The following is a 22,637-nucleotide window of genomic DNA, read 5'->3' as shown; positions in this document are numbered from 1 at the left end:
CACCGGAAATGACGACGGTTTTGGACCGCCTGCACGAGCTTCAGGTGCAGGTTCCGGACATGCGGTTCCTGACCGGGCCGGATATTCCGGAGCGGAACCGGACCGACTGGAGCTTTCTGCCGCCGTCCTCCCCGGTCGCCGTCGCCCGCCCGACTTCGACCGACGAAGTGTCCAAGCTCCTGGCGGCCTGCCACGCCGACGGCGTCCCGGTGACCCCGCAGGGCGGCCTGACCGGCCTGTGCGGCGGCTCGCGCCCGATCGACGGCGGCGTCGCGCTGTCGCTCGAACGCATGTCGGGCGTCGAACGGATCGACCCAGACGGCATGACGATGACGGTCCTCGCGGGCACCCCGCTCGAAACGGTGCAGAAGGCCGCGGACGAGGCCGGGCTGTTCTTCTCTCTCGATCTCGGCGCGCGCGGCTCCTGCGCCATCGGCGGCAACCTCTCGACCAACGCGGGCGGCAACCGCGTGATCCGCTACGGCATGGCGCGCGACCTGGTGCTGGGGGTCGAGGTGGTACTGGCCGACGGCACCGTGCTGCCGATGCTGAACACGATGCTCAAGAACAACGCGGGTTACGACCTGAAGCAGCTGTTCCTCGGCTCCGAGGGGACGCTGGGCGTGATTACCCGCGCGGTCCTGCGCCTGCACCCGCGCCCCGGCTGCGTCAGCGCGGCGCTGTGCGTCGTGGACGGCTACGACAAGGTTCTGGACCTGCTGCGCACGGCGCGCCGCCGCCTCGGCCCGATGCTGTCGGCCTTCGAGGTGATGTGGGACGACTACTGGTACCAGGCGACCCAGCGCGTCTCCGGCGTCCGCGCGCCCGTCGAGATCGGCGGCGGGAGCCATGTCGTGCTGGTCGAGATGCAGGGGCTGGGCGCCGAGGTGGACACGCCGCGGTTCGAGGCGTGGCTGGAGGAGGTGTTCGCCTCGGCCACCGTGACCGACGGCGCCGTGGCGCAGAGCCTCGGCGACATCGCCGCCTTCTGGGCCACCCGCGATGCCGCGGCCGAATTCGCCAACCCGGCGGTCATCGGGCCGCATATCTCGTTCGATGTCGGCCTGCCGGTGAAACGGATGGACGACTTCGCCCGGGAATCGAAGGCGGCGCTGGAGCGCGAGCTGGGGTGCCAGTCGGTCCACTACGGCCATGTCGGCGACGGCAACCTGCACATCGTCGCATGGGTGCCCGGCGCCGCGCCGCAGCCGCTGCCCGAGGTCAGCCGCATCGTCTACGACATCGTGCGCGCCTACGAGGGCACGGTCTCGGCCGAACACGGCATCGGCACGCTCAAGAAACCGTATCTGGGCCACACGCGCGGCCCGGACGAAATGGCGCTGATGCGCCGGATCAAGAATTGCCTGGACCCGGAGAACAACCTGAACCCCGGCAAGGTCTTCGACTGAACGCGGGGCAGAGGCGCCCGGCGACCAATTCCAAGGGAGGAAGACATGGAACTTACCAAACGCACCCTACTTGCAGCGACGGCCGCCTTCGCGATGGCCGGGGCCGGCCCGGCCGTGGCCCAGGACTGGCCGAGCGGACCGGTCACGATCATCGTGCCGTGGAGCTCGGGCGGCGGCACCGACGCGACCGCCCGCATGATCGGCACCCTGCTCGAGGACGAGATCGGCGTCCCGGTCGCCGTCGTGAACCGCACCGGCGGCTCCGGCGTCATCGGCCACACCGCCATCGCGGATGCCGAGCCCGACGGCCAGACCATCGGCGTGGCGACGCTGGAGATCGGCAGCATGCACACGCTGGGCCTGACCGACCTGACCCACGAGGCCTACGCGCCGATCGGCCTGTACAACTCCGACCCCGCCGCGCTGTTCGTGCGCACGGATTCCGATTACGACGACGCCAATGCGCTGCTTGCGGCCCTGGAAGACGCCGAGGATCGCGCCTTCAAGGCGTCGGGTTCCGCCCAGGGCGGTGTGAACCATCTTGCGATGGCCGGGATGCTGCTGGCCGCCGGCATGCCGCCGGATCGCGTGGCCTGGGTGCCCTCCGAAGGCGCCGCTCCGGGCCTGCAGGACCTCGCCGCCGGCGGCGTCGAGATCGCCACCGCCTCGCTTCCCGAAGCCGCCGCCCTGATCGATGCCGGCCTGATCCGTCCGCTCGCCGTCTTCGCGTCGGAGCGGCTGGACTCCGCCCCCGACGTTCCGACCTTCGTCGAGGCGACGGGGCATGATTTCGCCCTCGGCTCGTGGCGCGGGATCGTCGCGCCGGCCGGCATTCCCGAGGACGTGCAGGCGCAGCTGATCGAGGCCGTCGGCGCCGTCGTCCAGAAGCCCGAGTACCTGTCCTTCATGAACGATCGCGGCTATGCCACGCAATGGACGCCGGGCGACGCCTTCGAGAGCTTCATGGAGAAGTCGGACGCCGCGCTCGCCGAAAGCCTCGCGGCGGTCGGCCTGGCGAAGTAACCGGACCGGCGGCGCGGGCCCAATGCGCCCGTGCCGACCCGCCACGCGCCCGACGGAGGGGGACCATGCGCATACATGACAGCCTGATCGGCGCCCTGCTGGTCCTGTTCGGCGGATGGGTTCTTTTCGTCGCGCTCGGATTTCCGGACATGCCCGGCCAGTCCATCGGCCCCGGCACCTTTCCGAGCGTGCTGGGCGTGGCCTTTCTTCTGGGCGGCCTCTGCCTGATCGTCGCCGGCCGGTCGCGCGGCACCCGGCGGCTGGCCGACCTCAACCCGGGATGGCGGCGCGCGCCGCGTCTTCTGGCGGCGGGGCTGGCGACCATCGGCGTGCTCGTGCTTGCCCTGAGCTTCGAAACCGTCGGCTTTCCCCTCAGCGCCACCGTTCTGCTCTATGCCCTGTTCTTTCTCGAAGGCTACCGCGGCCCGCAATGGCTTGCGCTGTGCATCGCCTTCGTCTTCGGAATGCACCTCCTGATGACCCGGTTCCTTCTGGTGCCGCTGCCCGCAGGCCCTCTGGAGTCGTTTCTCTGATGATCATCGACCACCTCGGAAACGCGCTCGAACTGGTGCTGACGTGGAAGATGGCGCTGGTCATGCTGTCCTGCGCCCTGTTCGGCCTGTTCGTGGGGGCGGTGCCCGGCCTGTCGGCCACGATGGCCACGGCGATGCTGGTGCCGCTGACCTTCTTCATGGACCCGGTGCCCGCGATCTCGGCCATCGTGACCACCGCCGCCATGGCGATCTTCGCCTCGGACATCCCGGCCGCGCTGGTCCGCATTCCGGGGACCGCGGCCTCGGCCGCCTATGTGGGCGACCTGACCGCGCTGACCGCCAAGGGGCGCGTCGGCCGCGCGCTGGGGATCTCCGTCACCGCATCGGCGATCGGCGGGGTCTTCGGCTCGCTCGTCCTGATGTTCGCGGCGCCGCAGCTGGCGCTGGTGTCGCTGAACTTCACGTCCTTCGAATACTTCTGGCTGGCGCTCCTGGGCCTGTCGGCGGCGGTCATGCTGGGCAATGCGTCGGTGCTGAAAAGCCTGATGGCGCTGGCCATCGGCCTGATGATCGCGTCGGTCGGGATGGACACCACGAGCGGCACGCCGCGCTTCACCTTCGGGTCGGCCTCGCTTCTGGACGGCGTGGCCTTCGTGCCCGCGCTGATCGGCATGTTCGCCGTGCCCGAGCTGATCCGCACCTTCGTCCACCGCGACGAGACGCCGCCGGTCGCCCCCATCGGAAACCCGTTCCGCATGTTCGAGGGGCTGGGGCGGGTGCTGATGACGTCGAAGCTGAACCTCCTGCGCTCGTCGACCATCGGCACGGCCATCGGCATCCTGCCCGGCGCGGGCTCCGACATCGGGTCGTGGATCTCCTATGCCGTGTCCAAGCGGTTTTCGCGCAAGCCCGAGACCTACGGCAAGGGCAGCGAAGAGGCCGTGCTGGGGGCCTGCGCGGCGAACAACTCGGCGCTGTCCGGGGCCTATGTGCCGGCCATGGTGTTCGGCATCCCCGGCGACAGCATCACCGCCATCGTCATCGGCGTGCTCTATGTGAAGGGCCTGAACCCCGGCCCGATGGTGTTTCTGACCAACGCCGACACGGTGGCCGCGATCTTTCTGGTCTTCCTTCTGGCGAACCTTTTGATCGTGCCGCTGGGCCTGCTGGCCATCGCGCTGGCCAGCCAGGTTCTGCGCGTGCCGAAGATCGCGCTGGCGCCCTTGATCCTCGGGTTCTGCATCGTCGGGTCCTATTCCATAGACGCCGCCGCCTCGGGGATCGTCATCATGATCGTCCTCGGCGTGCTCGCCTACCTGATGGAGGAGAACGGCTTTCCCGTCGCCCCCACGATCCTCGGCATCGTCATGGGGCTTCTGGTGGAGCGCAACCTCGTGTCGAACATGATCAAGGCCGACGGGACCTTCATGCCCTTCGTGGAACGCCCGATCGCCGCCGGCCTGGCGCTGACCTGTCTCGTCGTCTGGACGGTGCCCGCCGTCGGGTGGCTGCTGCAACGGCGTCGCAGGGCGGCGGCCCGGACGGCCGCGAAACAGGAGAGCTGAGCGATGTCCGAGCGACCGCCCCTGATGAATGCCGCAACCCGGCTGCGCCGCCGTCTCGACCAGGGCGGCATCGTCGCCGCGCCCGGCGCGCAGGACGCGCTGACCGCGCGGCTGGTGGCCGCCAGCGGGTTCGAGGCGGTCTACATGACCGGCCTCGGCGCCACCGCATCGCGGCTGGGCCAGCCGGATCTCGGCCTCATGACGCAGACCGAAATGGCGGATTGCGCCCGCGCCATGGTTCGCGCGGTCCCCGTGCCCGTGATCGCGGATGCCGACGCGGGCTATGGCGGCCCGTTGAACATGGCACGCACGGTCGAGGAGTACATTCAGGCGGGCGTGGCGGCGCTGCACATCGAGGACCAGCGGAACCCGAAGCAGTGCGGCGTCTTGGCGGGCGCGCAGCTCGTGGGGCCGGACGAGGCCTGCGCCCGGTTGTCCGCGGCGGTCGAGACCCGGTCCCGCAGCCGGTCCGACATCGTGCTGATCGGCCGGACCGACGCGCTGAAGGGGGAAGGTCTGGACGCGGCGCTGGCGCGGGCGCGGGCCTATGGCGACACCGGCGTCGATCTTCTGTTCGTCGACGGGGTCACCACCCGGGCGCAGATCGAGGCGATTGCCGCGGGGCTGGACGGCCCCAAGGTCGTCTCGGTCGTCGACGGGACGGACGCGGCCGGCGTCACGCTCGCGGAGCTCGACGATATGGGCTTCTCCATGGCGCTCTACGCCGTCACCACGCTCTTTGCGGCGATGAGCGCGACGAAGACGGCGCTCGACGCCCTGCACCGGACCGGCCGCCCGGCACCCGGCGCCTACGACTATGCGGCCTATGCCGATGTCGTTTCGCTGGCGGAGTTCCAGGACTTCGCGCACAGGTTCGAGACGACCGAGCCGGAAGACGACTGAAACGGAAGACGGACGGGTCCGGTCCCTATGCCGGGGTGAAGCCGCGCGCGGCAGATGTCCCCGTTTTTCGCTCATCGAGCCTGTGACCGGAAAGGCCATGGACCATCGTGCGGCCATGCACTACCTATCGGGCTTGATCAGACAATGGGACAGTCGATCCGGGTCCGACCCCGGAATCGACCTGTGGGATAACCGATACACGCAATGAGCATCTTGCGTCGATTCCTGGGAAGCGGGCGGAAAGCGGAGCCCGCTGCGCGCCCGGCGCCGCTTCCCCAGCCGAAACCGGCCGAGCCCTTTTACGTCATCGGCGACGTGCACGGATGCGCGGATCTGCTTCGCCCGCTGGTCGAGCAGCTGGAGGAGGTGGACGCGGAGGCACCGCTGATCTTCGTGGGCGACCTGGTGGACCGTGGCGAGCAGTCGCGGCAGACCCTGGAATACCTCCTGGACCTCGCCGACCGCCGACGCGGGCCGCTGGTCTGCCTGGCGGGCAATCACGAGGACATGTTGCTGCGCTTTCTGGACGACCCCGAGGAGGCCGGGCGCCGATGGCTGCGCTATGGCGGGTTGCAGACAGTCGCGAGCTTCGGTCTGGCGATACCGGACCGCAACGAACGGGCGCGCCACACCAAGCTGCGCGATGCCCTGGCCGAGGCGATGGGCCCGAAGATGATCGACTGGCTCCGGGAATTGCCGCACTACTGGATGTCCGGCAACGTCGCGGTCACGCATGCCGGCGCCGATCCCCTCAGGCCGATAGATGATCAACCGAAGAAGAACCTGACCTGGGGCCATCCCGATTTCGAAACGGTCCCGCGTGTCGACGAGGTCTGGGTGATCCACGGGCATACGATCGTCGACGCGCCGGTGCTGACCAACGGCCGGATTTGCGTCGACACCGGCGCCTACGCGACCGGTCGGCTGACCGCGGCCAGCATCTCAGCGGACGGCGTGCGTTTCTACAGCACCTAGCGTTGCGTCGCCCGGCGGCCGTTCGGCATCGGGCCTCTTTCGCATCTGAAGAGGATATCCCTGCGAACGCGCCGGAGAATCGGGCGAATGGATCGCGATTCCGGGACGCTTCGCCCCATCGTCGCGGACGCGTGTCGGGACCGGCACCTATGTCGCAGGCAGGGCAGGATCGGAGCTTTGACCGAGCCCCTTTCCGTTCGGTCCCGCATGCCGTCGGCACTTGGGCGGCGCCCCCCTCTTCGTCCCGCCCCGCGCCCTGTGCTATGCGTGGCAGGAGCGCAGCAGCCGTTCGGCCGCACTTCCATAGAGGACGCAATGCTGGAGATTCTCGCCGACCGCACCTATCGGCACCTGTTCCTCGCGCAGGTCGTGGCGCTGTTGGGCACCGGGCTGGCGACCGTCGCGCTGGGGCTTCTGGCCTACGATCTGGCGGGCGGCGATGCGGGGATGGTCCTGGGGACGGTGTTCACCATCAAGATGGTGGCCTATGTGACGATCGCCCCGATCGCCGGCGCCTTCGCCGACCGGGTGAACCGGCGGGCGCTGCTGGTCACGCTGGACCTCGTGCGGGCGGGCGCGGCGCTGTGCCTGCCGTTCGTGACCGAGACCTGGCAGGTCTATGTCCTGATCTTCCTGCTGCAATCCGCCTCGGCCGCGTTCACGCCGACCTTCCAGGCGACGATCCCCGACGTGCTGCCGCAAGAGGAGCGCTACACGCGCGCCCTGTCGCTGTCGCGCCTGGCCTACGACCTGGAGAACATCGTCAGCCCGACGCTGGCCGCGCTGCTTTTGGCCCTGGTCAGCTACAATGCGCTGTTCTTCGGAACCGTCGCCGGCTTTGCGGCCTCGGCCGGACTGGTTCTGTCCGTCCTGCTGCCCGGGCCGGGCCCGTCCGAGCCGCGCGGCATCTACGACCGGACCACGCGCGGCCTTCGCATCTACCTGGCGACCCCGCGGCTGCGCGGGCTGCTTGCGCTGAACCTCGTCGTGTCCTCGGCCGGCGCGATGGTGCTGGTCAATTCGGTCGTGCTGGTGCGCGGCGTTCTCGGCCTGCCGGAAAGCGCGCTGGCCTGGACGATGTTCGCCTTCGGGGCGGGCTCGATGGTGGCGGCGCTCGTCCTGCCGCGGCTGCTGGACAGGCTGTCCGACCGGCCGGTGATGCTGTCCGGCGCGGGGCTGGCGATCGCGGCGCTGGTGGCGCTGGCGGGGCTGGTCGGCGCGGTCGGCCTGACCTGGCCGATGCTGGTGATGATCTGGGGGCTGGTGGGGCTCGGCTATTCGGCGGTGCTGACGCCGTCGGGGCGGCTGTTGCGCCGGTCGGCGCATCCCGAGGACCGACCCGCCGTCTTCGCCGCGCAATTCGCGCTCAGCCATGCCTGCTGGCTTTTGACCTACCCGCTGTCCGGCTGGCTGATGACGCAGTTCGGCACCGTGCCGGTCCTTCTGGGCCTGGCCGCGCTCGCCGCGGCCGGGCTGATCCTGGCGCTGCGGCTCTGGCCGGCCGGCGACCCGGCGGAGGTGGCGCATACGCACGACAACCTGCCGCCCGACCATCCACACCTGCAGGGCCACCGCCGCCACAGCCATGCGCTGGTGATCGACGACCGGCACCCGCACTGGGGCACGCATTTCTGAGCGGGTTGGACCGGCGGCCCCGGCGCGTTATCGTGACGCGCAAAGCGCATCGGGGAGGCGGCGGATGCGACAGGGTCCGATCCTATTGAGTGCGGCGTTCCTGGCGATTGCGGCGGCGGCGCCGGCCGGCGAGCTGCCGCGCGACCTGGCCGCGTTCCCGCAGCAGGACATGGATGAAGTCCGGCTGGGGCGGCTGCTGTTCTACGACCCGATCCTGTCGGGCGGGCAGGGCGTGGCCTGCGCCACCTGCCACCATCCGCGCTTTGCCACCTCGGACGGGCTGTCGCTGGGGCTCGGCGACGGTGCCACGGGGCTCGGGCCGGAGCGGCACGCCGATCCGGCCAATATGCCGGAAGAGCGGGTGCCGCGGAACGCCACCGCGCTGTTCAACCTCGGGGCACCGCAATTCACCCGGATGTTCCACGACGGGCGGCTGGAGGCCGACCCGTCCCGCCCGTCGGGCCTGCGCACGCCGCTGGAAGACGACATGGTGACGGGCTTCGACAGCGTGTTGTCGGCGCAGGCGATGTTCCCGGTGCTGTCGCCGGACGAGATGGCCGGGCACTACGCCGAGAGCGACGTGTCCAAGGCCGTGCGGCAGGGATTTCTGACAGGCGACGGCGGCGCGTGGGACATCATCGCAAGCCGTGTGGCGGCGATCCCGGAGTACCGCGCGGCGTTCGACAGGGCGATCGGCCCCGACCGGCCGATCCATTTCACCGACATCGCCAACATGATCGCCGCCTTCATCGCCTTCGAATGGCGCGCCGACGAGTCGCCCTTCGACCGCTACCTGAGGGACGGCACGCCGATGGATGCGGCGGCGATGGCGGGGATGGAGCTGTTCTACGGCAAGGCCGGCTGCGGGGACTGTCACAGCGGGCAGTTCCAGACGGATCACGACTTTCACGCCATCGCCATGCCGCAGATCGGGCCGGGCAAGAAGGGCCGGTTCGAATCGCATTTCCGCGATCTCGGCCGGCTGCGGGTGACCGGGGACGACGCGGACGCCTACCGCTTCCGCACGCCGCCGCTGCGCAACGTGGCGCTGACGGCGCCCTACGGGCATGACGGGGCCTACGCGACGCTGGAGGGCGTGGTGCGGCATCATCTCGACCCGGTGGCGGCGCTGCGGCGCTACGACCCGTCGCAGGCGGTGCTGCCGGAGTTGGCGGGGCATGACGACTTTCCGGTGCTGGCGGACCCGGAGGAACTGGCGCGGATCGCGGCGGCGAACGAGCTGGAGCCGGTCGCGCTGAGCGATGCCGAGGTGGCGCAGATCGTCGCCTTTCTGGAGGCGCTGACCGACCCGGTGAGCATCGAGGGCCGGCTGGGCGTGCCCGAGAGGGTGCCGAGCGGCCTGCCGGTGGATCAGTAGGCCGCCACGGTCAGCGCGCCGCCGTCCCGGCCGATCTCCAGCGCCTGCCCGGTCTCCACCTCGACCCAGGCGCTCGTCTCGCCGTCGGGCCAGACGACCCGCAGCCGCACGGATTGCGCGTCGCCGAGCCCGAAATGCTCCGGCGCGGCGCTGCCGCCGGCATGGCCGCCGCCGACGGTGATCTCGCGGGTGTGGCGCCGGCCGTCCGCCTCGACCTCGATCCAGGCGCCGACGGCGCGGGTGTTCGGGGCGGGCTGGCGCAGCGCGACCGACAGCCAGTTGCCGACGGGCGCGGTCACGTTGCGGTAGACCTCCAGCGGGGCGCGGCGGTTCACGACGGTAAGGTCCAGCAGGCCGTCGGCGTTCAGGTCGACGAGCGCGGCGCCGCGGCTGCGCTCGAAGCTGGCGATGCCGGCATCGGCGGCGGCCTCGGCGAAAGTGCCGTCCGCCTGCTGCATCAGCAGGTTGTTGGGATCCTTCATCGCCAGGCCGGGCATCTGTTCGACATTCCCCTTGGCCACGAAGATGTCGTCGCGCCCGTCATTGTCCACGTCGCCGAAGGCCACGTGCCAGCCGGTCGAGGGGCGGCCGTCGTCGCCCACATGCGGCCGGTGGGCCGTGGTGCCGCGGTCGTAGGTCGCGTCGCGGTAGCTTGGCGCGCTGCCGCCGTTCTCCAGCATCTGCAGCTTCTGGTCGGCCATCGAGGTCAGGTAGACCTCGGGCAGACCGTCGCCCGTCAGGTCGCGCTGGGCGATGCCCATGCCCCAGATCGAGAAGCTGTTCCAGCCGTCCTCGGCCGTGTAGAGCCGCGGCGTGTCCTCCATGGCCCACATCTGCTCTTCGCCGCCGCGCACGTAATAGTGCCGGTCGTTGCTGATGCGCAGGTCGGCGCGGCCCCGGCGACCCCAGTCGGTGAACAGGATGGACAGGGCGCAATAGCCCGGCGTAAGCGTCTCGGCCGCGCCGTAGCGCGCGCCCTCGGGGCGGAACAGCTGGTTGTCGTCGCAGGCCCGGAACGGGCCGTCGGGATCGTCGCGGTCGACATAGTTGCCGAAGGCGAGCGTGGGCAGCGACCGGCCGGCCTCCCAGGTTGCGGAGAACGCGGTCGTCCAGCGGTCGCCGGGGTCGAGAGCGAAGGCATCGGTGGGCGCGAAGGTGCAGTCGCCAAGCCCGCGCAGCACCCGGTTGCCCCCGGCGCGCAGCACGACGAGGTCCAGCAGGCCGTCGCTGTCGATGTCCAGCGGGTAGGCGCCCGTCGCGTCGGTGATCGCCGGCGTCTCGGAGTCCAGCGGTTCGAACACGATCTCGCCGCCGGGCGCGGACCGGTTGACCCAGAGCGCGGCCGGCGATTCGCCGCCCGCCGCGAACAGGTCCGGCAGCCGGTCGTCGTTGCAGTCGAACACGGCCAGGCCGCCGCCGACGAAATGCGCCCAGCCTCCCGAATAGACATGCTCCGGCACGGCGACCCGCTCGAAGGCGGGGGCCGCCGCGACGGGGCCGCCGGCGCCTGTCAGCAAGAGTGCCGGCAAGAGTATGGTGGACCAGATTCGCACGCGGCTCCTCCCGCCGCGGATGGTGCCGCCGGCGCGGCTCAGATGCAAACTTGTTCTGCGCTTCCAATGTGCTATTCGTTTTCTACCTGCCGGGAGTCGCAAGCCCGGCGGAGAATGGATCACGGGAGGATCTTATGAAGAAAGTGCTTTTTGCCGCCACGGCAGCCGTCGGCATGTCCGTCGCATCCATGGCCCTGGCCCAGACGGTCGGGGTCAGCTGGTCCAACTTCCAGGAAGAGCGCTGGAAGCGTGACGAGGCCGCGATCAGGGCCGCGCTGGACGAAGCCGGGGCGACCTATATCTCCACCGACGCCCAGTCGTCCGCGTCGAAACAGCTGTCCGACATTGAAAGCCTGATGGCCCAGGGCGTCGACGCGCTGATCGTGCTGGCGCAGGATACCGAGGCGATCATTCCGGCCGTGCAGGCCGCCGCCGACGAGGGCATTCCGGTCATCGCCTATGACCGCCTGATCGAGGACGAGCGTGCCTTCTACCTGACCTTCGACAACGTCGAGGTGGGCCGGATGCAGGCCCGCGCCGTGCTGGAGGCGCAGCCGGAAGGCAACTACGTGATGATCAAGGGCTCGCCGACCGACCCGAACGCGGACTTCCTGCGCGGCGGTCAGCAGGAGGTTCTGCAGGACGCGATCGACGCCGGCGACATCACCATCGTGGGCGAGGCCTATACCGACGGCTGGCTGCCGGCCAACGCCCAGCGCAACATGGAGCAGATCCTGACGCAGACCGCCAACGACGTGGACGCGGTCGTCGCCTCGAACGACGGCACCGCGGGCGGCGTCGTCGCGGCGCTGCAGGCGCAGGGCATGGCCGGCATCCCGGTCTCCGGCCAGGACGGCGACCTCGCCGCGCTGAACCGGGTGGCCTCGGGCACCCAGACCGTCAGCGTCTGGAAGGACGCGCGCGATCTGGGCCGCGAAGCCGGCGAGATCGCCGTGGCGCTGGCCGGCGGCGCGGACATGTCCGAGATCGACGGCGCCGAGGAATGGACCTCGCCGTCCGGCACCACGATGTGGGCCAAGTTCCTGAACCCGATCCCGATCACCCAGGACAACCTGGACGTCGTGGTCGAGGCGGGCTGGATCGACATCGAGACGCTCTGCCAGGGCGTCGGCGAGGACGGCCCCGAGATCTGCCAGAACTGATCGCCTCCGCGATCCGGACCGGTGCCGCCCCGTGACGCGGGGCGGCACGCTGCACGACCCCTGCACGCGAGAGGCCGCAGATGACCGACGAGGCGCAAGGCCCGACCATCGTCAAACCCCGCAATTTCCTGGCCGCGCTGGAAGTCGACACCCGCCTTCTGGGGATGATCGGCGCCTTCCTGATGATCTGCCTGGTGTTCCAGGTCTGGACCGGCATCAACTTTCAGGTGCTCCGGGGCGAATTGTCGGGGAACCCGCTGTCGTGGCTGGTCGAGGGCCGTTTCCTGACCCCGCGCAACATTTTCAACCTGACGATCCAGACCGTATCCGTCGCGATCATGGCGACTGGCATGGTCTTTGTCATCGTCACCCGCAACATCGACCTGTCGGTCGGCTCGCTCTTGGCCACCTGTTCGGCGATGATGGCGGTGATGCAGACCGTCGTCCTGCCCGACTGGATGAGCCTGGGGCTGGAGCATCCGCTGATCGCGCCGCTGTCGATCCTGGTCGGGCTGATCACCGGCATGGCGATCGGCGCGTTCCACGGCTGGCTGATCGGCTATCTGACGATCCCCGCCTTCATCGTCACGCTGGGCGGCCTGTTCGTCTGGCGCAACGTGGCCTGGCACCTGAGCCGCGGCCAGACCATCGGCCCGCTGGACGAGAATTTCCAGCTGTTCGGCGGCATCAACGGGACGCTGGGCGTGACCTGGTCCTGGGTGTTCGGCGCGCTGGCCGTCGCCGCGACGGTCTATGCGCTGGTCAGCGCCCGCCGCGCCCGCCTGACGCACGACTTCCCGGTCAAGCCGATCTGGGCCGAACTGACCCTGGGCGGCGTCGCGGCGGTCGTGATCCTGGGCTTCGTCGCCGTCCTGAACGCCTACGAGGTGCCCGTCGGCCGGCTCAAGCGCATGTTCGAGGACCGGGGCGAGGTGATGCCGGAAGGCTTCAGCACCGGCTACGGCCTGCCCATTTCGGTCTTTCTGCTGATCGTGGTGGCGATCGTGATGACCGTGCTTGCGCAGCGCACGCGGCTGGGCCGCTACATCTTCGCCTATGGCGGCAACCCCGAGGCGGCGGAGCTGGCCGGTATCCGGACCCGGGCGCTGATCGTCAAGGTGTTCATGATCGTCGGCGCGCTTTGCGCCCTCGCGGCGCTGGTCGCCAGCGCGCGCCAGACGTTCCACTCCAACGACATCGGCACGCTGGACGAGCTGCGCGTCATCGCGGCGGCGGTGATCGGCGGCACGGCGCTGTCGGGCGGGATCGGCACGATCTACGGCGCCATCCTCGGCGCCCTCATCATGCAGTCGCTGCAGTCCGGGATGGCGATGGTGGGCGTGGACGCCCCCTATCAGAACATCGTCGTGGGTATCGTCCTGGTCTTCGCCGTCTGGATCGACATTGTCTATCGCGGCCGAACGGGAGGCTGAGCCATGAGCAAGGAAAGAGTCGACCGCAGCGGCACGCCCCTGGTCGAGATGCGGGACATGCAGAAGGCGTTCGGCGGTATCCGAGCCGTGGATCACGTGACCGTCGATGTCTATCCCGGCGAGGTCGTGGGAATCCTCGGCCACAACGGCGCCGGCAAGTCGGTGCTGATGAAGATGCTCTCCGGCGCGCTGCAGCGCGACGGCGGCCAGATCCTCGTCAACGGCGAGGAGGTGCAGATCAACAACCCGCGGGACGCCCGGAACTACCAGATCGAGACGATCTATCAGTACCTGGCGCTGGCCGATAACCTCGACGCCGCCTCGAACCTGTTCCTGGGGCGCGAGATCACGACGCCTGCGGGGTTCCTGGACGATGCCGCGATGGAGGCCGAAACGCGGAAGATCATGGGTCAGCTGACGCCGAACTTCCGCCGCTACAACACGCCGGTAAAGGGGCTGTCCGGCGGTCAGCGCCAGTCGGTCGCGATCAGCCGGGCGGTCTATTTCAACGCCAAGATCCTGATCATGGACGAGCCGACCGCGGCGCTTGGCGTGGAAGAGACGCGGATGGTCGCCGAGCTGGTCGACGAGCTGAAGAAGAAGGGCATCGGCATCTTCCTGATCGACCACGACATCCACCAGGTCATGCAGCTGTGCGATCGGGCCAGCGTGATGAAGAACGGCCGGCTTGTCGGCACCGTCGACATCGCGGATGTGACCGACGACGACCTGCTGGGCATGATCATTCTCGGCAAAAAGCCGGGCCAGGCCGAGGCGGACGCCGTCTGACGCGGATTCGCCGCGCGGAAACTCCGGGCTAGCTAGTGCATGGGAGGGCGGTGCCGACAGCGCCGCCCTTTTCCTTGCCAGCAGGACGGACCCGCGCATGAAGGATCGGACCGAGGACGACAAGCAGACCGACAACCTGGTCGAGCAGGAAGCCGACCAGATCGCGGTGGAGGAGGCGACGCCGCTTGCTCCCCGCCTGATCTACGAGGTCGTCCGCCGCGACGCGCGCGAGGAGCTGGAGCGCCCGTTCCACTCGCTGATCTGGTCGGCGATGGCGGCCGGCGGGCTGATCAGCTTTTCGCTGGTGGCCGAGGCCATCTTCCGCACGCACCTGCCCGACGTGCCCGGCCGCTACCTGATCGAAAACCTGGGCTACGCTTTCGGCTTTCTCCTGGTGATCATGGGCAAGATGCAGCTGTTCACCGAGAACACGATCACCACGGTCATGCCGCTGATGTCGGACCCGTGCCGCCGCTATTATCAGCGGGCGGCCGCGCTCTGGGGCATCGTGCTGACCGGGAACGTGATCGGCGCCCTGGCCGCCGCGCTGTTCTTCACCTACACGGCGGCGCTGCCCGCCGATGTGCATGCGGCCACGCTGGCCATCTCCGAGCACGCGGCGAGCTTCGATGCCGACGTGGCGTTCGCCCGCGCGATCCCGGCGGGTATCCTGATCGCGGCCATCGTCTGGATGCTGCCGCAGGCCGAAGGAGCGGGGTTCCTCCTGGTGCTCAGCTTCACCTGGCTGATCGCGGCGGGGGACTTCACGCATATCATCGTCGGTTCGGTCGAGATGTGGATGCTGCTGCTCGCCGATGCGCTGTCGCCGTCAGAGGCCGCTTTCCGGTTCTTCCTTCCCGTCCTGGCCGGGAATATCGTCGGCGGCACGGCGATCTTCTCGCTGCTGGCCTGGGGCCAGGTGCGCGAGGAGGTGCGCCGCCAGCAGGACCACGGGGACTAGGCACCGTCGCTGCCGCTCGTACCCGTGGCAGCGGGCCGGTTATCGTGCAGCGGCGGGAGCCGGCGCAGCACTCCCCGACAACAGTATACGGAAGCAGCCCGACCGCGTGGCGCATCAAAGCGTTTGACGGCCAACGGTATACAGGTTACGCACTCCGCAGCCGACACTTTCGGGGAGGGGTGATGGCCGAGTCCGGAAAGGAACAGCTGGTCGACAGGGCCGTGCGCGAATTGCGCGCGCGAATCCTGTCGGGCGAGTTCCGGCCGGATCAGCACATCTCCGAGGCCGCCGCGGGCGAGTTGCTGAACATCTCGCGCACGCCGGCCCGCGAGGCGCTGGCGCAGCTCGTCGACGAGGGGCTGATGGTGCGCAGCGGATCGGGCCGCTGCACCGTGCGCCTTTTCACCCGGGACGACGTGATGGACGCGATGGAGCTGCGCGGCGTGCTGGAAGGCACCGTCCTGCGCCGCGCCGCCGAACGCGGCGCCGCGCCCGAGGTGCTTCGCCATTGCGAGGGCCTGATCTGCCAGATCGACACAGTGCTGCGGGACTCGCCCGAAACGCTGGAATTCGAGCGCTACGCCAGTCTGAACGACCGGTTTCACCGACAGCTCGCGCGCATCTCCGGCTCGGGCACCATGGAACGCGAGCTCCTGCGCGCCATCCGGCTTCCGTTCGCCACGCCGAATGCCTTTCCGGCGGAGCTCTATGACAAGCCGCGCGTGCGGCGGTCCTTCATTCGCGCCCAGGAACAGCATCGCGCGATCCTGGACGCCGTGCGCCGCGGCGAGGGCACGCGGGCCGAGGCGCTGGCCCGGGAACATGCCCGGCTGGCCTGGGAGGATTACCACGCCGTGATGTATGACGGGCAGGATTCAGTTGATGCCGCGCCCGCTTTCGCCATGATCGCCGGAGAGAGCACCCCGGCGGAATCGTCACGTCTCAAACAGGGAGGTCACCAATGAGACTCAACACCCTTTTCACCCCGCTCGCGGCTTCGGCCGTGACGCTTGCGCTGGCCGGAACGGCCACGGCGCAGGAATACACGTTCAAGCTGCACCACCTGCTCGGCGCGCAATCGCCCGCGCAGGCCAACATGCTGGAGCCCTGGGCCCGGCAGGTCGAGGAGAACTCCGGCGGCCAGGTGGAGATCGAGATCTACCCCGCCATGACCCTCGGCGGCACACCGCCCGAACTGGTCCAGCAGGCGCGCGACGGCGTGGTCGACATCATCTGGACCGTCAACGGCTATACCCCCGGGCAGTTCCCGCGCACCGAGGTGTTCGAACTGCCCGGCGTCTACCTGAACGACATCCGGGCGACCAACCTCGCGATGTACGACATGTTCGACGAGTACCTCGCCGACGACTACCAGGGTCTGGAGGTGATGTGGCTGCACGTCCATGCCGGCCAGGCGCTGATGACGGTGGACGAGGAGGTGCGCTCGCCCGAGGACACCGAGGGCATGAAGATCCGCATTCCCACCCGCACCGGCGCCTGGGTGATCGAGGCGCTGGGCGCCCAGCCGATCGCCATGCCGGTGCCGGAAGTGCCGGCCGCGCTGTCGAAGAAGGTGGTCGACGCGACGCTGCTGCCGTGGGAGATCATCCCGCCGCTGAAGCTGCACAACCAGATCGATTACTTCATCGAGGGGCATGAAGAGACGCGCTTCGGCACCACCACGTTCCAGGTGTCGATGAACCAGTCCCGCTGGGACGGTCTGCCGGACGACATCAAGCAGGCGTTCCGCGATGCCTCCGGCCGCGAATGGTGGGCCGAGGTCGCCGATGTCTGGCGTGCCGGCGACGACTTCGGCATCAAGATGGCCGAAGAGGCGGGCAAGACCCACATCATGCTGACCGAGGACGAGACCGAGGCGTTCATGACCGCGCTGGAGCCGGTGCAGGACCGCTGGATCGAGGAAGTCACCAACAAGGGGCTCGACGGCGCCGGCCTGGTGGAGCGGGCCCAGGAACTGATCGCCGAGAACACCGACTCCGACAGCAGCATGTGAGATGAGCGACGCTGTGCACAACGGGACGAGGCTTCACGGCCTCGTCCTTCGCATCTGCACCGCCTGGGCAATCCTGGGCGGTGTGGTCCTGTTGGCCGTGGTCGTGGTGAACGTGGCGTCGGTGATCGCGGCGGCCGTGTTCAACAAGGGCCTGCCCGGCGATTTCGAACTGACGGAGGTGGGCGTCGCCATCGCCGCCTTCTCGTTCCTGCCCTACTGCCAGATCGCCGGGCTGAACGTGACGGCCGACATCTTTACCGCGCGCGCATCGAAGTTCTGGCTATCGCTGTTCTCGATGCTGGGTGCGATCGTGGCGCTGATCTTCGGCGCGGTTCTGCTGTGGCGGATGTATTACGGCATGCTGGATCAGCGGACCTACGACACGACCACAGCGCTGCTGCAAATCCCGCTCTGGTGGGGTTATGCCGGCTGTCTGCTGTCCCTTGCGCTCCTGGTCGTGGCGAGCTTCGCCTCGCTGGTCGACGCGCTGACCGACATGTTCCGGAGGTAACCGCCAGATGGACCCGATCACAATCGGCATTCTCGGTCTCGTCGTCCTGATCGCGCTGATCGCGATCCGGATTCCCATCGCCTATTCGATGATCCTGGTTGGCGGCGTCGGCTTCATGATCGTCAGCGGCCCCGCCTTCCTGTTCTCGCAGTTGAAGACGCTGGGCTGGGGCGTGTTCTCCAACTACGGCCTGTCGGTCGTGCCGATGTTCGTGCTGATGGGCGCGCTCGCGGCGCGCGCGGGCCTGTCGCAGGCGCTGTTCCGCGGGGCGAACGCCTGGCTCGGCTGGATCCGCGGCGGCACCGCAATGGCCGCGATCGCCGGTTGCGCCGGGTTCGGGGCGGTCTGCGGCTCGTCGCTGGCGACGGCCTCGACCATGGGCAAGGTCGCCCTGCCGGAACTGAAACGCTTCAACTACTCGGGCGCGCTGGCCACCGGGTCGCTCGCCGCCGGCGGGGTGCTGGGCATCCTGATCCCGCCCTCGGTGGTGCTGATCATCTACGCCATCATCGTCGAGGCCAACATCGTCACGATGTTCGCCGCCGCGATGATCCCCGGCGTGCTGGCGGTGATCCTGTTCATCCTGACCATCGCCGTCTACGTCGCCATCAAGCCCGACGCGGGCCCCAAGCACGGCGGCGTCGACTTCAAGGAATGGCGCGACGCGACGCTGGGCATGGTGCCCGTGGCGGTGATCTTCGGGCTGGTGCTGGGCGGCATCTATGGCGGCATCTTCAACCCGACCCCCGCGGCCGCCGTCGGCGCGGCGCTGGTCTGGGTCTACGGCACCTTCAAGGGGCGGCTGGGCCTGTCGGCCATCGTCGAGTCGCTGAAGGAGACCGCCGGCACCACCGGCATGATCTACCTGATCCTGCTGGGCGCGGAACTGATGAAGATCTTCATGTCCCGCATTGGCCTGCCGCAGGCCACCGCCGAATGGATCGCGAATTCCGGCATGGCGCCCTTCGTCATCGTCGCGATCCTGCTTCTGGCGCTGATCCTCTTGGGCTGTCTGATGGATTCGCTGTCGATGATCCTGCTGGTCATCCCGTTTTTCTGGCCGGTGCTGGTGGAGATCAACGGCGGGCTCTACATGCCGGCCGAGGGTTCGGGCTTCGGCATGTCGACCGAGGATCTGAAGATCTGGTTCGGGATATTGGCGCTGATCGTCGTGGAACTGGGACTGATCACGCCGCCTGTGGGCATGAACGTCTTCGTCATCTCGGCGCTGGCGAAAGAGACGCCGATGTCCGAGACCTTCAAGGGCGTCCTGCCCTTCTTCGCCGCCGAGATCGTGCGCGTGACGATCCTGTTCTCGTTCCCGGTCGTGACGCTCTGGCTTCCGAAACTGATCGAGGGCTGGTGACCATGGCCAAGGACGACGGTAGGAACCTGAGCGCCGGCGGGGCGATCTTTCCCCGCCTGAAGGCGCTGGGTGTGGATTATGTCTTTGCCAATTCCGGCACCGACTTTCCCCCGATCATCGAGGGGCTGGCCGAGGCTGCGGCGAAGGGCGAGGAAATGCCCCAGGCGCTGGTCATCCCGCACGAGCACGCGGCGATGGGGATGGCCCACGGCTATTACCTGGTCACGGGCAAGTCGCAAGCGGTGATGCTGCACACCAATGTCGGGCTGGCGAACGGCGCGATCGGGGCGATCAACGCCGCCTGCGAGCACGTGCCGATGATCCTGATGTCCGGCAAGACCCCGGTGACCGAGGACACCCGTTTCGGCGCCCGGACCGTGCCCATCGGCTGGGGGCAGGAGATGCGCGACCAGGCCGCGCTGGTGCGCGAGAGCTGCAAGTGGGAGAACGAGCTGTCCTTCCCCGAACAGATCGCGCCGCTTCTGGACCGGGCGCACGCCATCGCCAATTCCACGCCGAAGGGGCCGGTCTACATGTCGCTCCCGCGGGAGGTGCTGTGCGAGACGGTCGATGCCGGGGCCATCGGGGCGCCGGCGACGATGACCCCCTCGGTCGTGGGCGCCAACCCGCAGGCCATCGCCACGGCGGCGCAGTGGCTGGCCGAGGCGGAGCGCCCGCTGATCATTGCGGAGCGCGGCGCGGGGGACGCCGACAGCTTCGCCGCCTTCGGGAAATGGGCCGAGGACTGGGGCATTCCCGTCTGTTCCTGGTGGGCGACGCATCTGGCGATCCCTACCGACCATCCCTGCCATATCGGCGCCGATCCGACCCCGTGGCTGGCCGAGGCCGACGTGGTCGTGGTGCTGGACTGCCTGGCGCCGTGGTGGCCGGACAAGCATCCGGTGAACCCCGAGGCCCGCGTCATCAACATGGGCCCCGACCCGATCTTCCACCGCTTCCCGACGCGGACTTTCCGGTCCGACCTGTCCATCGCGGGCGAGAACGCCGACACGATCCCGGCGCTGATCGCGGCGATGGAGGGGCTGGACCGGGACGAGAGCGCCATCGCAGAGCGCCGCGCACGTGTCGCGATGGCGGCGGAGGAGACCCGCAAGCAGATCGCCGAGGCGGCCGCGGAATGCGCCAAGGGCATCACCAAGGCCTATGTCAGCCTGCAGCTCAGCGTGGCGCTGGAGGGCCGGACTTCCTCCGTCTTCTCGGAACTCGGCTGCATGCTCGGCCCGCTGGAGCGGCGCGAGCGGAACAGCTGGTTCCAGGAGCCGCATTCCGGCGGGCTCGGCTGGTCCTTCCCGGCCGCGCTGGGCGCCAAGCTGGCCGACCGCGACCGCACCTGCGTCGCGACGCTGGGCGACGGCAGCTACATGTTCGCCAACCCCACGGCCTGCCACCAGATCGCCGAGGCGCTGGAGCTGGGCGTTGTCCTGATCGTGCTCAACAACGAGGAATGGGGCGCGGTGCGGAACTCCGTCACCGGCCTCTACAGGGACGGCTATGCCGCGAAAGCCAACCGGATGCCGCTGACCGCGCTGAAGCCCTCGCCCGATTTCAGCAAGACCGCCGAGGCCAGCCGGGCCTGGGCGAAACGCATCACCGATCCCGCCGACGTCCTGCCCGCGATCCGCGAGGCGCTGGACGTCGCCGATACCGGCAGGACCGCCCTGCTGGACATCGCCACATTGCCGGGTTGACCGGCCCAACAAGGAGAAACGCATGACCGATCTTTCGCCCCCTTTCCGCGCCGGCCACGTCGGCAGCCTGCTGCGCCCGAAATCCGTGGTCGAGGCCCGCAAGAAGCATTTCGAGGAAGGGTCGATCTCGGCCGAAGAGCTGAAGGCCGCCGAGGACAAGGCGATTCCGGATCTGATCAGGATGCAGGAAGACGTCGGCCTGAAAGCCGTCACCGACGGCGAGGCACGCCGGTCGTTCTGGCACTACGACTTCATGGGGATGCTGACCGGGCTGGACCTGGACGAGCGCGACGAGGGCGTGCAGTTCGCCGGCGTCAAGCTGCGCCCGATCTACCCGACGATCACCGGCAAGCTGGACTTCCCTGACGACCATCCGATGCTGGACCACTTCCGGTTCGTGAAGGACCACACCAGCGTCGTGCCGAAGATCTCGATCCCCGGCCCGTCCTGCTGCCACTTCCGCACCGCGCCCGAGGACATCCATGTCGCGGAGTACAAGGAGGACACCCAGGCGCTGTTCGACGACCTGGCCAAGACCTACCGGAAGGCGGTGAGCGCGTTCTACGACGCCGGCTGCCGCTTTCTGCAGATGGACGACATCTTCTTCGCCTATCTCTGCGACCCGAAGCATCGCGCCGAGAAGAAGGAACAGGGGCAGGATCCCGACTGGCTGATCGACCGCTATGCCTGGATGATGCGCGAGGCGATCAAGGACCGCCCCGCCGACATGAAGATCGGCATGCATATGTGCCGCGGCAACTTCCGCTCCACCCATGCGGCCGAGGGCGCGTATGACGCGGCGGCCGAGGCGATCTTCTCGACCGGCGTCGACATCTTCTTCATGGAGTACGACACCGACCGCGCCGGCGGGCTGGAGCCGCTGGGGCTGCTGCCGAAGGGCAAACAGCGGATCATGCCGGGCTTCATCACCACCAAGACGGCCGAGCTGGAAAGCCTCGACTGGCTGAAGTCCAAGTTCGACGAGGCGTCCAAATACGTGGATCTCGACCAGCTGGGCATCGCGCCGCAATGCGGCTTCGCCTCCACCGAGGAAGGCAACGCGATCACCGAGGACGATCAGAAGCGCAAGCTGGAACTGGTGGTGAAGACCGCCGAGGCGATCTGGGGCGGCGTCTGAAATCCCTGGCCCTGCCCGGCGCTGCCGGGCGAGGCCGCTGCCGGTTCACGGCGTTTTGCGCTTGACCTTCCGCTTGCTGGAACACTTAGGAGTCCCAGTCGGATCAATGCGAAACAGGCAAGAACAGATGAACCGGAAACACCTCGTCGGAATTCCTGTCGCCGCCGCCGGACTGGTGGCCGTGCTGGTCGGCTGGCCGGCGGAATCGAACACGATGACCCAGCCCGACTCCGCCGATCCGGCGCTGGGCGAGACGCTCTATGCCGAGCACTGCGCCAGTTGCCACGGCGCAAGGCTGGAGGGGCAGCCGAACTGGCGCCAGCCCGGCGAGGACGGCGTCCTGCCCGCGCCGCCGCACGACGAGACCGGCCATACCTGGCACCACGGGGACGGGGTGTTGTTCACCTATACGAAGCTTGGCGGGCAGGAAGCGCTGCGCCGGCGCGGGGTGACCGATTTCGCCAGCGGCATGCCCGCCTTCGAGGACGTGTTGAGCGACCAGGAAATCTGGCATGTACTGGCCTACATAAAATCTCAGTGGGATCCGCAGGTCCGCGAGATGCAGAAAGAGCGCACCGCGATGGAGCAGGCCGGCCAATGAGCCGCCCGGCCGTCCCA

The 22,637-nt window shown here is 68.6% G+C and carries 20 protein-coding genes; 19 read left to right on the top strand and 1 reads right to left on the bottom strand.

The features are described from left to right. Window positions 1-8 precede the first annotated feature (8 nt). The 8 genes from P1J78_RS01600 to P1J78_RS01565 all read left to right on the top strand — a co-directional run bounded on the left by P1J78_RS01600 (window position 9) and on the right by P1J78_RS01565 (window position 9,382). Window positions 9-1,409 carry an FAD-binding oxidoreductase gene (locus P1J78_RS01600; RefSeq protein WP_275565556.1) on the top strand — a complete coding sequence of 467 codons (1,401 nt, stop codon included), beginning with the start codon at window positions 9-11 and terminating at the stop codon, window positions 1,407-1,409. A 45-nt stretch (window positions 1,410-1,454) separates the two neighbouring features. After that, entirely contained in the window at window positions 1,455-2,432 is a 978-nt protein-coding gene (locus tag P1J78_RS01595) for a Bug family tripartite tricarboxylate transporter substrate binding protein (RefSeq protein ID WP_275565555.1), read from the top strand. 65 nt (window positions 2,433-2,497) lie between these two features. Then, on the top strand, window positions 2,498-2,965 hold the full coding sequence (locus P1J78_RS01590) for a tripartite tricarboxylate transporter TctB family protein (RefSeq protein WP_275565554.1): 468 nt from the start codon (window positions 2,498-2,500) through the stop codon (window positions 2,963-2,965). Continuing rightward, a complete protein-coding gene (locus P1J78_RS01585; RefSeq protein ID WP_275565553.1) occupies window positions 2,965-4,491 on the top strand; it encodes a tripartite tricarboxylate transporter permease in 1,527 nt (508 codons plus the stop codon). The genes P1J78_RS01590 and P1J78_RS01585 overlap by 1 nt, the downstream gene beginning before the upstream one ends. 3 nt (window positions 4,492-4,494) lie before the next feature. Further along, window positions 4,495-5,394, top strand: coding sequence for an isocitrate lyase/PEP mutase family protein (locus tag P1J78_RS01580; protein WP_275565552.1), 900 nt, complete (start codon window positions 4,495-4,497; stop codon window positions 5,392-5,394). A 204-nt stretch (window positions 5,395-5,598) separates the two neighbouring features. After that, complete coding sequence (locus P1J78_RS01575; RefSeq protein ID WP_275565551.1) at window positions 5,599-6,369, top strand: metallophosphoesterase; 771 nt, start codon at window positions 5,599-5,601, stop codon at window positions 6,367-6,369. Between the two features lie 315 nt (window positions 6,370-6,684). Next, on the top strand, window positions 6,685-8,004 hold the full coding sequence (locus P1J78_RS01570) for an MFS transporter (RefSeq protein ID WP_275565550.1): 1,320 nt from the start codon (window positions 6,685-6,687) through the stop codon (window positions 8,002-8,004). A gap of 64 nt (window positions 8,005-8,068) precedes the next feature. Then, window positions 8,069-9,382 carry a cytochrome-c peroxidase gene (locus tag P1J78_RS01565; RefSeq protein WP_275565549.1) on the top strand — a complete coding sequence of 438 codons (1,314 nt, stop codon included), beginning with the start codon at window positions 8,069-8,071 and terminating at the stop codon, window positions 9,380-9,382. Here the strand turns inward: P1J78_RS01565 and P1J78_RS01560 are convergent. Then, a complete protein-coding gene (locus P1J78_RS01560) occupies window positions 9,376-10,935 on the bottom strand; it encodes a CRTAC1 family protein (RefSeq protein WP_374213131.1) in 1,560 nt (519 codons plus the stop codon). The genes P1J78_RS01565 and P1J78_RS01560 overlap by 7 nt on opposite strands. Window positions 10,936-11,069: 134 nt before the next feature. On the opposite strand from P1J78_RS01560, the gene xylF reads away from it, so the two are divergent. The 11 genes from xylF (at window position 11,070) to P1J78_RS01505 (ending at window position 22,620) form a co-directional block, all read left to right on the top strand. Continuing rightward, on the top strand, window positions 11,070-12,098 hold the full coding sequence (gene xylF, locus P1J78_RS01555; RefSeq protein WP_374213130.1) for a D-xylose ABC transporter substrate-binding protein: 1,029 nt from the start codon (window positions 11,070-11,072) through the stop codon (window positions 12,096-12,098). Between the two features lie 80 nt (window positions 12,099-12,178). After that, a complete protein-coding gene (locus P1J78_RS01550) occupies window positions 12,179-13,531 on the top strand; it encodes a sugar ABC transporter permease (RefSeq protein WP_275565548.1) in 1,353 nt (450 codons plus the stop codon). A 3-nt stretch (window positions 13,532-13,534) separates the two neighbouring features. Beyond that, entirely contained in the window at window positions 13,535-14,320 is a 786-nt protein-coding gene (locus P1J78_RS01545) for an ATP-binding cassette domain-containing protein (RefSeq protein ID WP_275565547.1), read from the top strand. Window positions 14,321-14,417: 97 nt separating this feature from the next. Further along, window positions 14,418-15,281 carry a formate/nitrite transporter family protein gene (locus P1J78_RS01540; protein WP_275565546.1) on the top strand — a complete coding sequence of 288 codons (864 nt, stop codon included), beginning with the start codon at window positions 14,418-14,420 and terminating at the stop codon, window positions 15,279-15,281. Between the two features lie 182 nt (window positions 15,282-15,463). Then, window positions 15,464-16,246 (top strand): GntR family transcriptional regulator, encoded by a 783-nt coding sequence (locus P1J78_RS01535; protein ID WP_275565545.1) that lies wholly within the window; start codon window positions 15,464-15,466, stop codon window positions 16,244-16,246. Beyond that, window positions 16,243-17,295, top strand: a complete 1,053-nt coding sequence (locus P1J78_RS01530) for a TRAP transporter substrate-binding protein (RefSeq protein ID WP_275565544.1) — start codon at window positions 16,243-16,245, stop codon at window positions 17,293-17,295. Before P1J78_RS01535 ends, P1J78_RS01530 begins: the two co-directional genes overlap by 4 nt. Window position 17,296: 1 nt before the next feature. Next, window positions 17,297-17,806 (top strand): TRAP transporter small permease, encoded by a 510-nt coding sequence (locus tag P1J78_RS01525; protein WP_275565543.1) that lies wholly within the window; start codon window positions 17,297-17,299, stop codon window positions 17,804-17,806. Window positions 17,807-17,813: 7 nt separating this feature from the next. Next, window positions 17,814-19,172 (top strand): TRAP transporter large permease, encoded by a 1,359-nt coding sequence (locus tag P1J78_RS01520; protein ID WP_275565542.1) that lies wholly within the window; start codon window positions 17,814-17,816, stop codon window positions 19,170-19,172. Between the two features lie 2 nt (window positions 19,173-19,174). Beyond that, window positions 19,175-20,881, top strand: a complete 1,707-nt coding sequence (locus P1J78_RS01515) for a thiamine pyrophosphate-requiring protein (RefSeq protein WP_275565541.1) — start codon at window positions 19,175-19,177, stop codon at window positions 20,879-20,881. Between the two features lie 22 nt (window positions 20,882-20,903). Further along, on the top strand, window positions 20,904-22,019 hold the full coding sequence (locus P1J78_RS01510; RefSeq protein WP_275565540.1) for a 5-methyltetrahydropteroyltriglutamate--homocysteine S-methyltransferase: 1,116 nt from the start codon (window positions 20,904-20,906) through the stop codon (window positions 22,017-22,019). Window positions 22,020-22,146: 127 nt separating this feature from the next. Then, complete coding sequence (locus tag P1J78_RS01505; protein ID WP_374213129.1) at window positions 22,147-22,620, top strand: c-type cytochrome; 474 nt, start codon at window positions 22,147-22,149, stop codon at window positions 22,618-22,620. The last annotated feature ends 17 nt before the right edge of the window (window positions 22,621-22,637 follow it).

This window comes from Psychromarinibacter sediminicola (assembly GCF_029168335.1).
GTDB classification, from domain to species: domain Bacteria; phylum Pseudomonadota; class Alphaproteobacteria; order Rhodobacterales; family Rhodobacteraceae; genus Psychromarinibacter; species Psychromarinibacter sediminicola.
The sequence above is the reverse complement of the archived record's forward strand: the minus strand, read 5'-3'. Positions and strand labels throughout refer to the sequence as shown.

What these genes read in the sequence shown, in the direction of transcription:
- P1J78_RS01595 (WP_275565555.1), top strand. Translation starts at nt 1,455, where the DNA reads ATGGAACTTACCAAACGCACCCTACTTGCAGCGACGGCCGCCTTCGCG.
- P1J78_RS01570 (WP_275565550.1), top strand. Translation starts at nt 6,685, where the DNA reads ATGCTGGAGATTCTCGCCGACCGCACCTATCGGCACCTGTTCCTCGCG.
- P1J78_RS01530 (WP_275565544.1), top strand. Translation starts at nt 16,243, where the DNA reads ATGAGACTCAACACCCTTTTCACCCCGCTCGCGGCTTCGGCCGTGACG.
- xylF (WP_374213130.1), top strand. Translation starts at nt 11,070, where the DNA reads ATGAAGAAAGTGCTTTTTGCCGCCACGGCAGCCGTCGGCATGTCCGTC.
- P1J78_RS01550 (WP_275565548.1), top strand. Translation starts at nt 12,179, where the DNA reads ATGACCGACGAGGCGCAAGGCCCGACCATCGTCAAACCCCGCAATTTC.
- P1J78_RS01545 (WP_275565547.1), top strand. Translation starts at nt 13,535, where the DNA reads ATGAGCAAGGAAAGAGTCGACCGCAGCGGCACGCCCCTGGTCGAGATG.
- P1J78_RS01520 (WP_275565542.1), top strand. Translation starts at nt 17,814, where the DNA reads ATGGACCCGATCACAATCGGCATTCTCGGTCTCGTCGTCCTGATCGCG.
- P1J78_RS01525 (WP_275565543.1), top strand. Translation starts at nt 17,297, where the DNA reads ATGAGCGACGCTGTGCACAACGGGACGAGGCTTCACGGCCTCGTCCTT.
- P1J78_RS01585 (WP_275565553.1), top strand. Translation starts at nt 2,965, where the DNA reads ATGATCATCGACCACCTCGGAAACGCGCTCGAACTGGTGCTGACGTGG.
- P1J78_RS01540 (WP_275565546.1), top strand. Translation starts at nt 14,418, where the DNA reads ATGAAGGATCGGACCGAGGACGACAAGCAGACCGACAACCTGGTCGAG.
- P1J78_RS01515 (WP_275565541.1), top strand. Translation starts at nt 19,175, where the DNA reads ATGGCCAAGGACGACGGTAGGAACCTGAGCGCCGGCGGGGCGATCTTT.
- P1J78_RS01580 (WP_275565552.1), top strand. Translation starts at nt 4,495, where the DNA reads ATGTCCGAGCGACCGCCCCTGATGAATGCCGCAACCCGGCTGCGCCGC.
- P1J78_RS01535 (WP_275565545.1), top strand. Translation starts at nt 15,464, where the DNA reads ATGGCCGAGTCCGGAAAGGAACAGCTGGTCGACAGGGCCGTGCGCGAA.
- P1J78_RS01600 (WP_275565556.1), top strand. Translation starts at nt 9, where the DNA reads ATGACGACGGTTTTGGACCGCCTGCACGAGCTTCAGGTGCAGGTTCCG.
- P1J78_RS01575 (WP_275565551.1), top strand. Translation starts at nt 5,599, where the DNA reads ATGAGCATCTTGCGTCGATTCCTGGGAAGCGGGCGGAAAGCGGAGCCC.
- P1J78_RS01510 (WP_275565540.1), top strand. Translation starts at nt 20,904, where the DNA reads ATGACCGATCTTTCGCCCCCTTTCCGCGCCGGCCACGTCGGCAGCCTG.
- P1J78_RS01590 (WP_275565554.1), top strand. Translation starts at nt 2,498, where the DNA reads ATGCGCATACATGACAGCCTGATCGGCGCCCTGCTGGTCCTGTTCGGC.
- P1J78_RS01565 (WP_275565549.1), top strand. Translation starts at nt 8,069, where the DNA reads ATGCGACAGGGTCCGATCCTATTGAGTGCGGCGTTCCTGGCGATTGCG.
- P1J78_RS01505 (WP_374213129.1), top strand. Translation starts at nt 22,147, where the DNA reads ATGAACCGGAAACACCTCGTCGGAATTCCTGTCGCCGCCGCCGGACTG.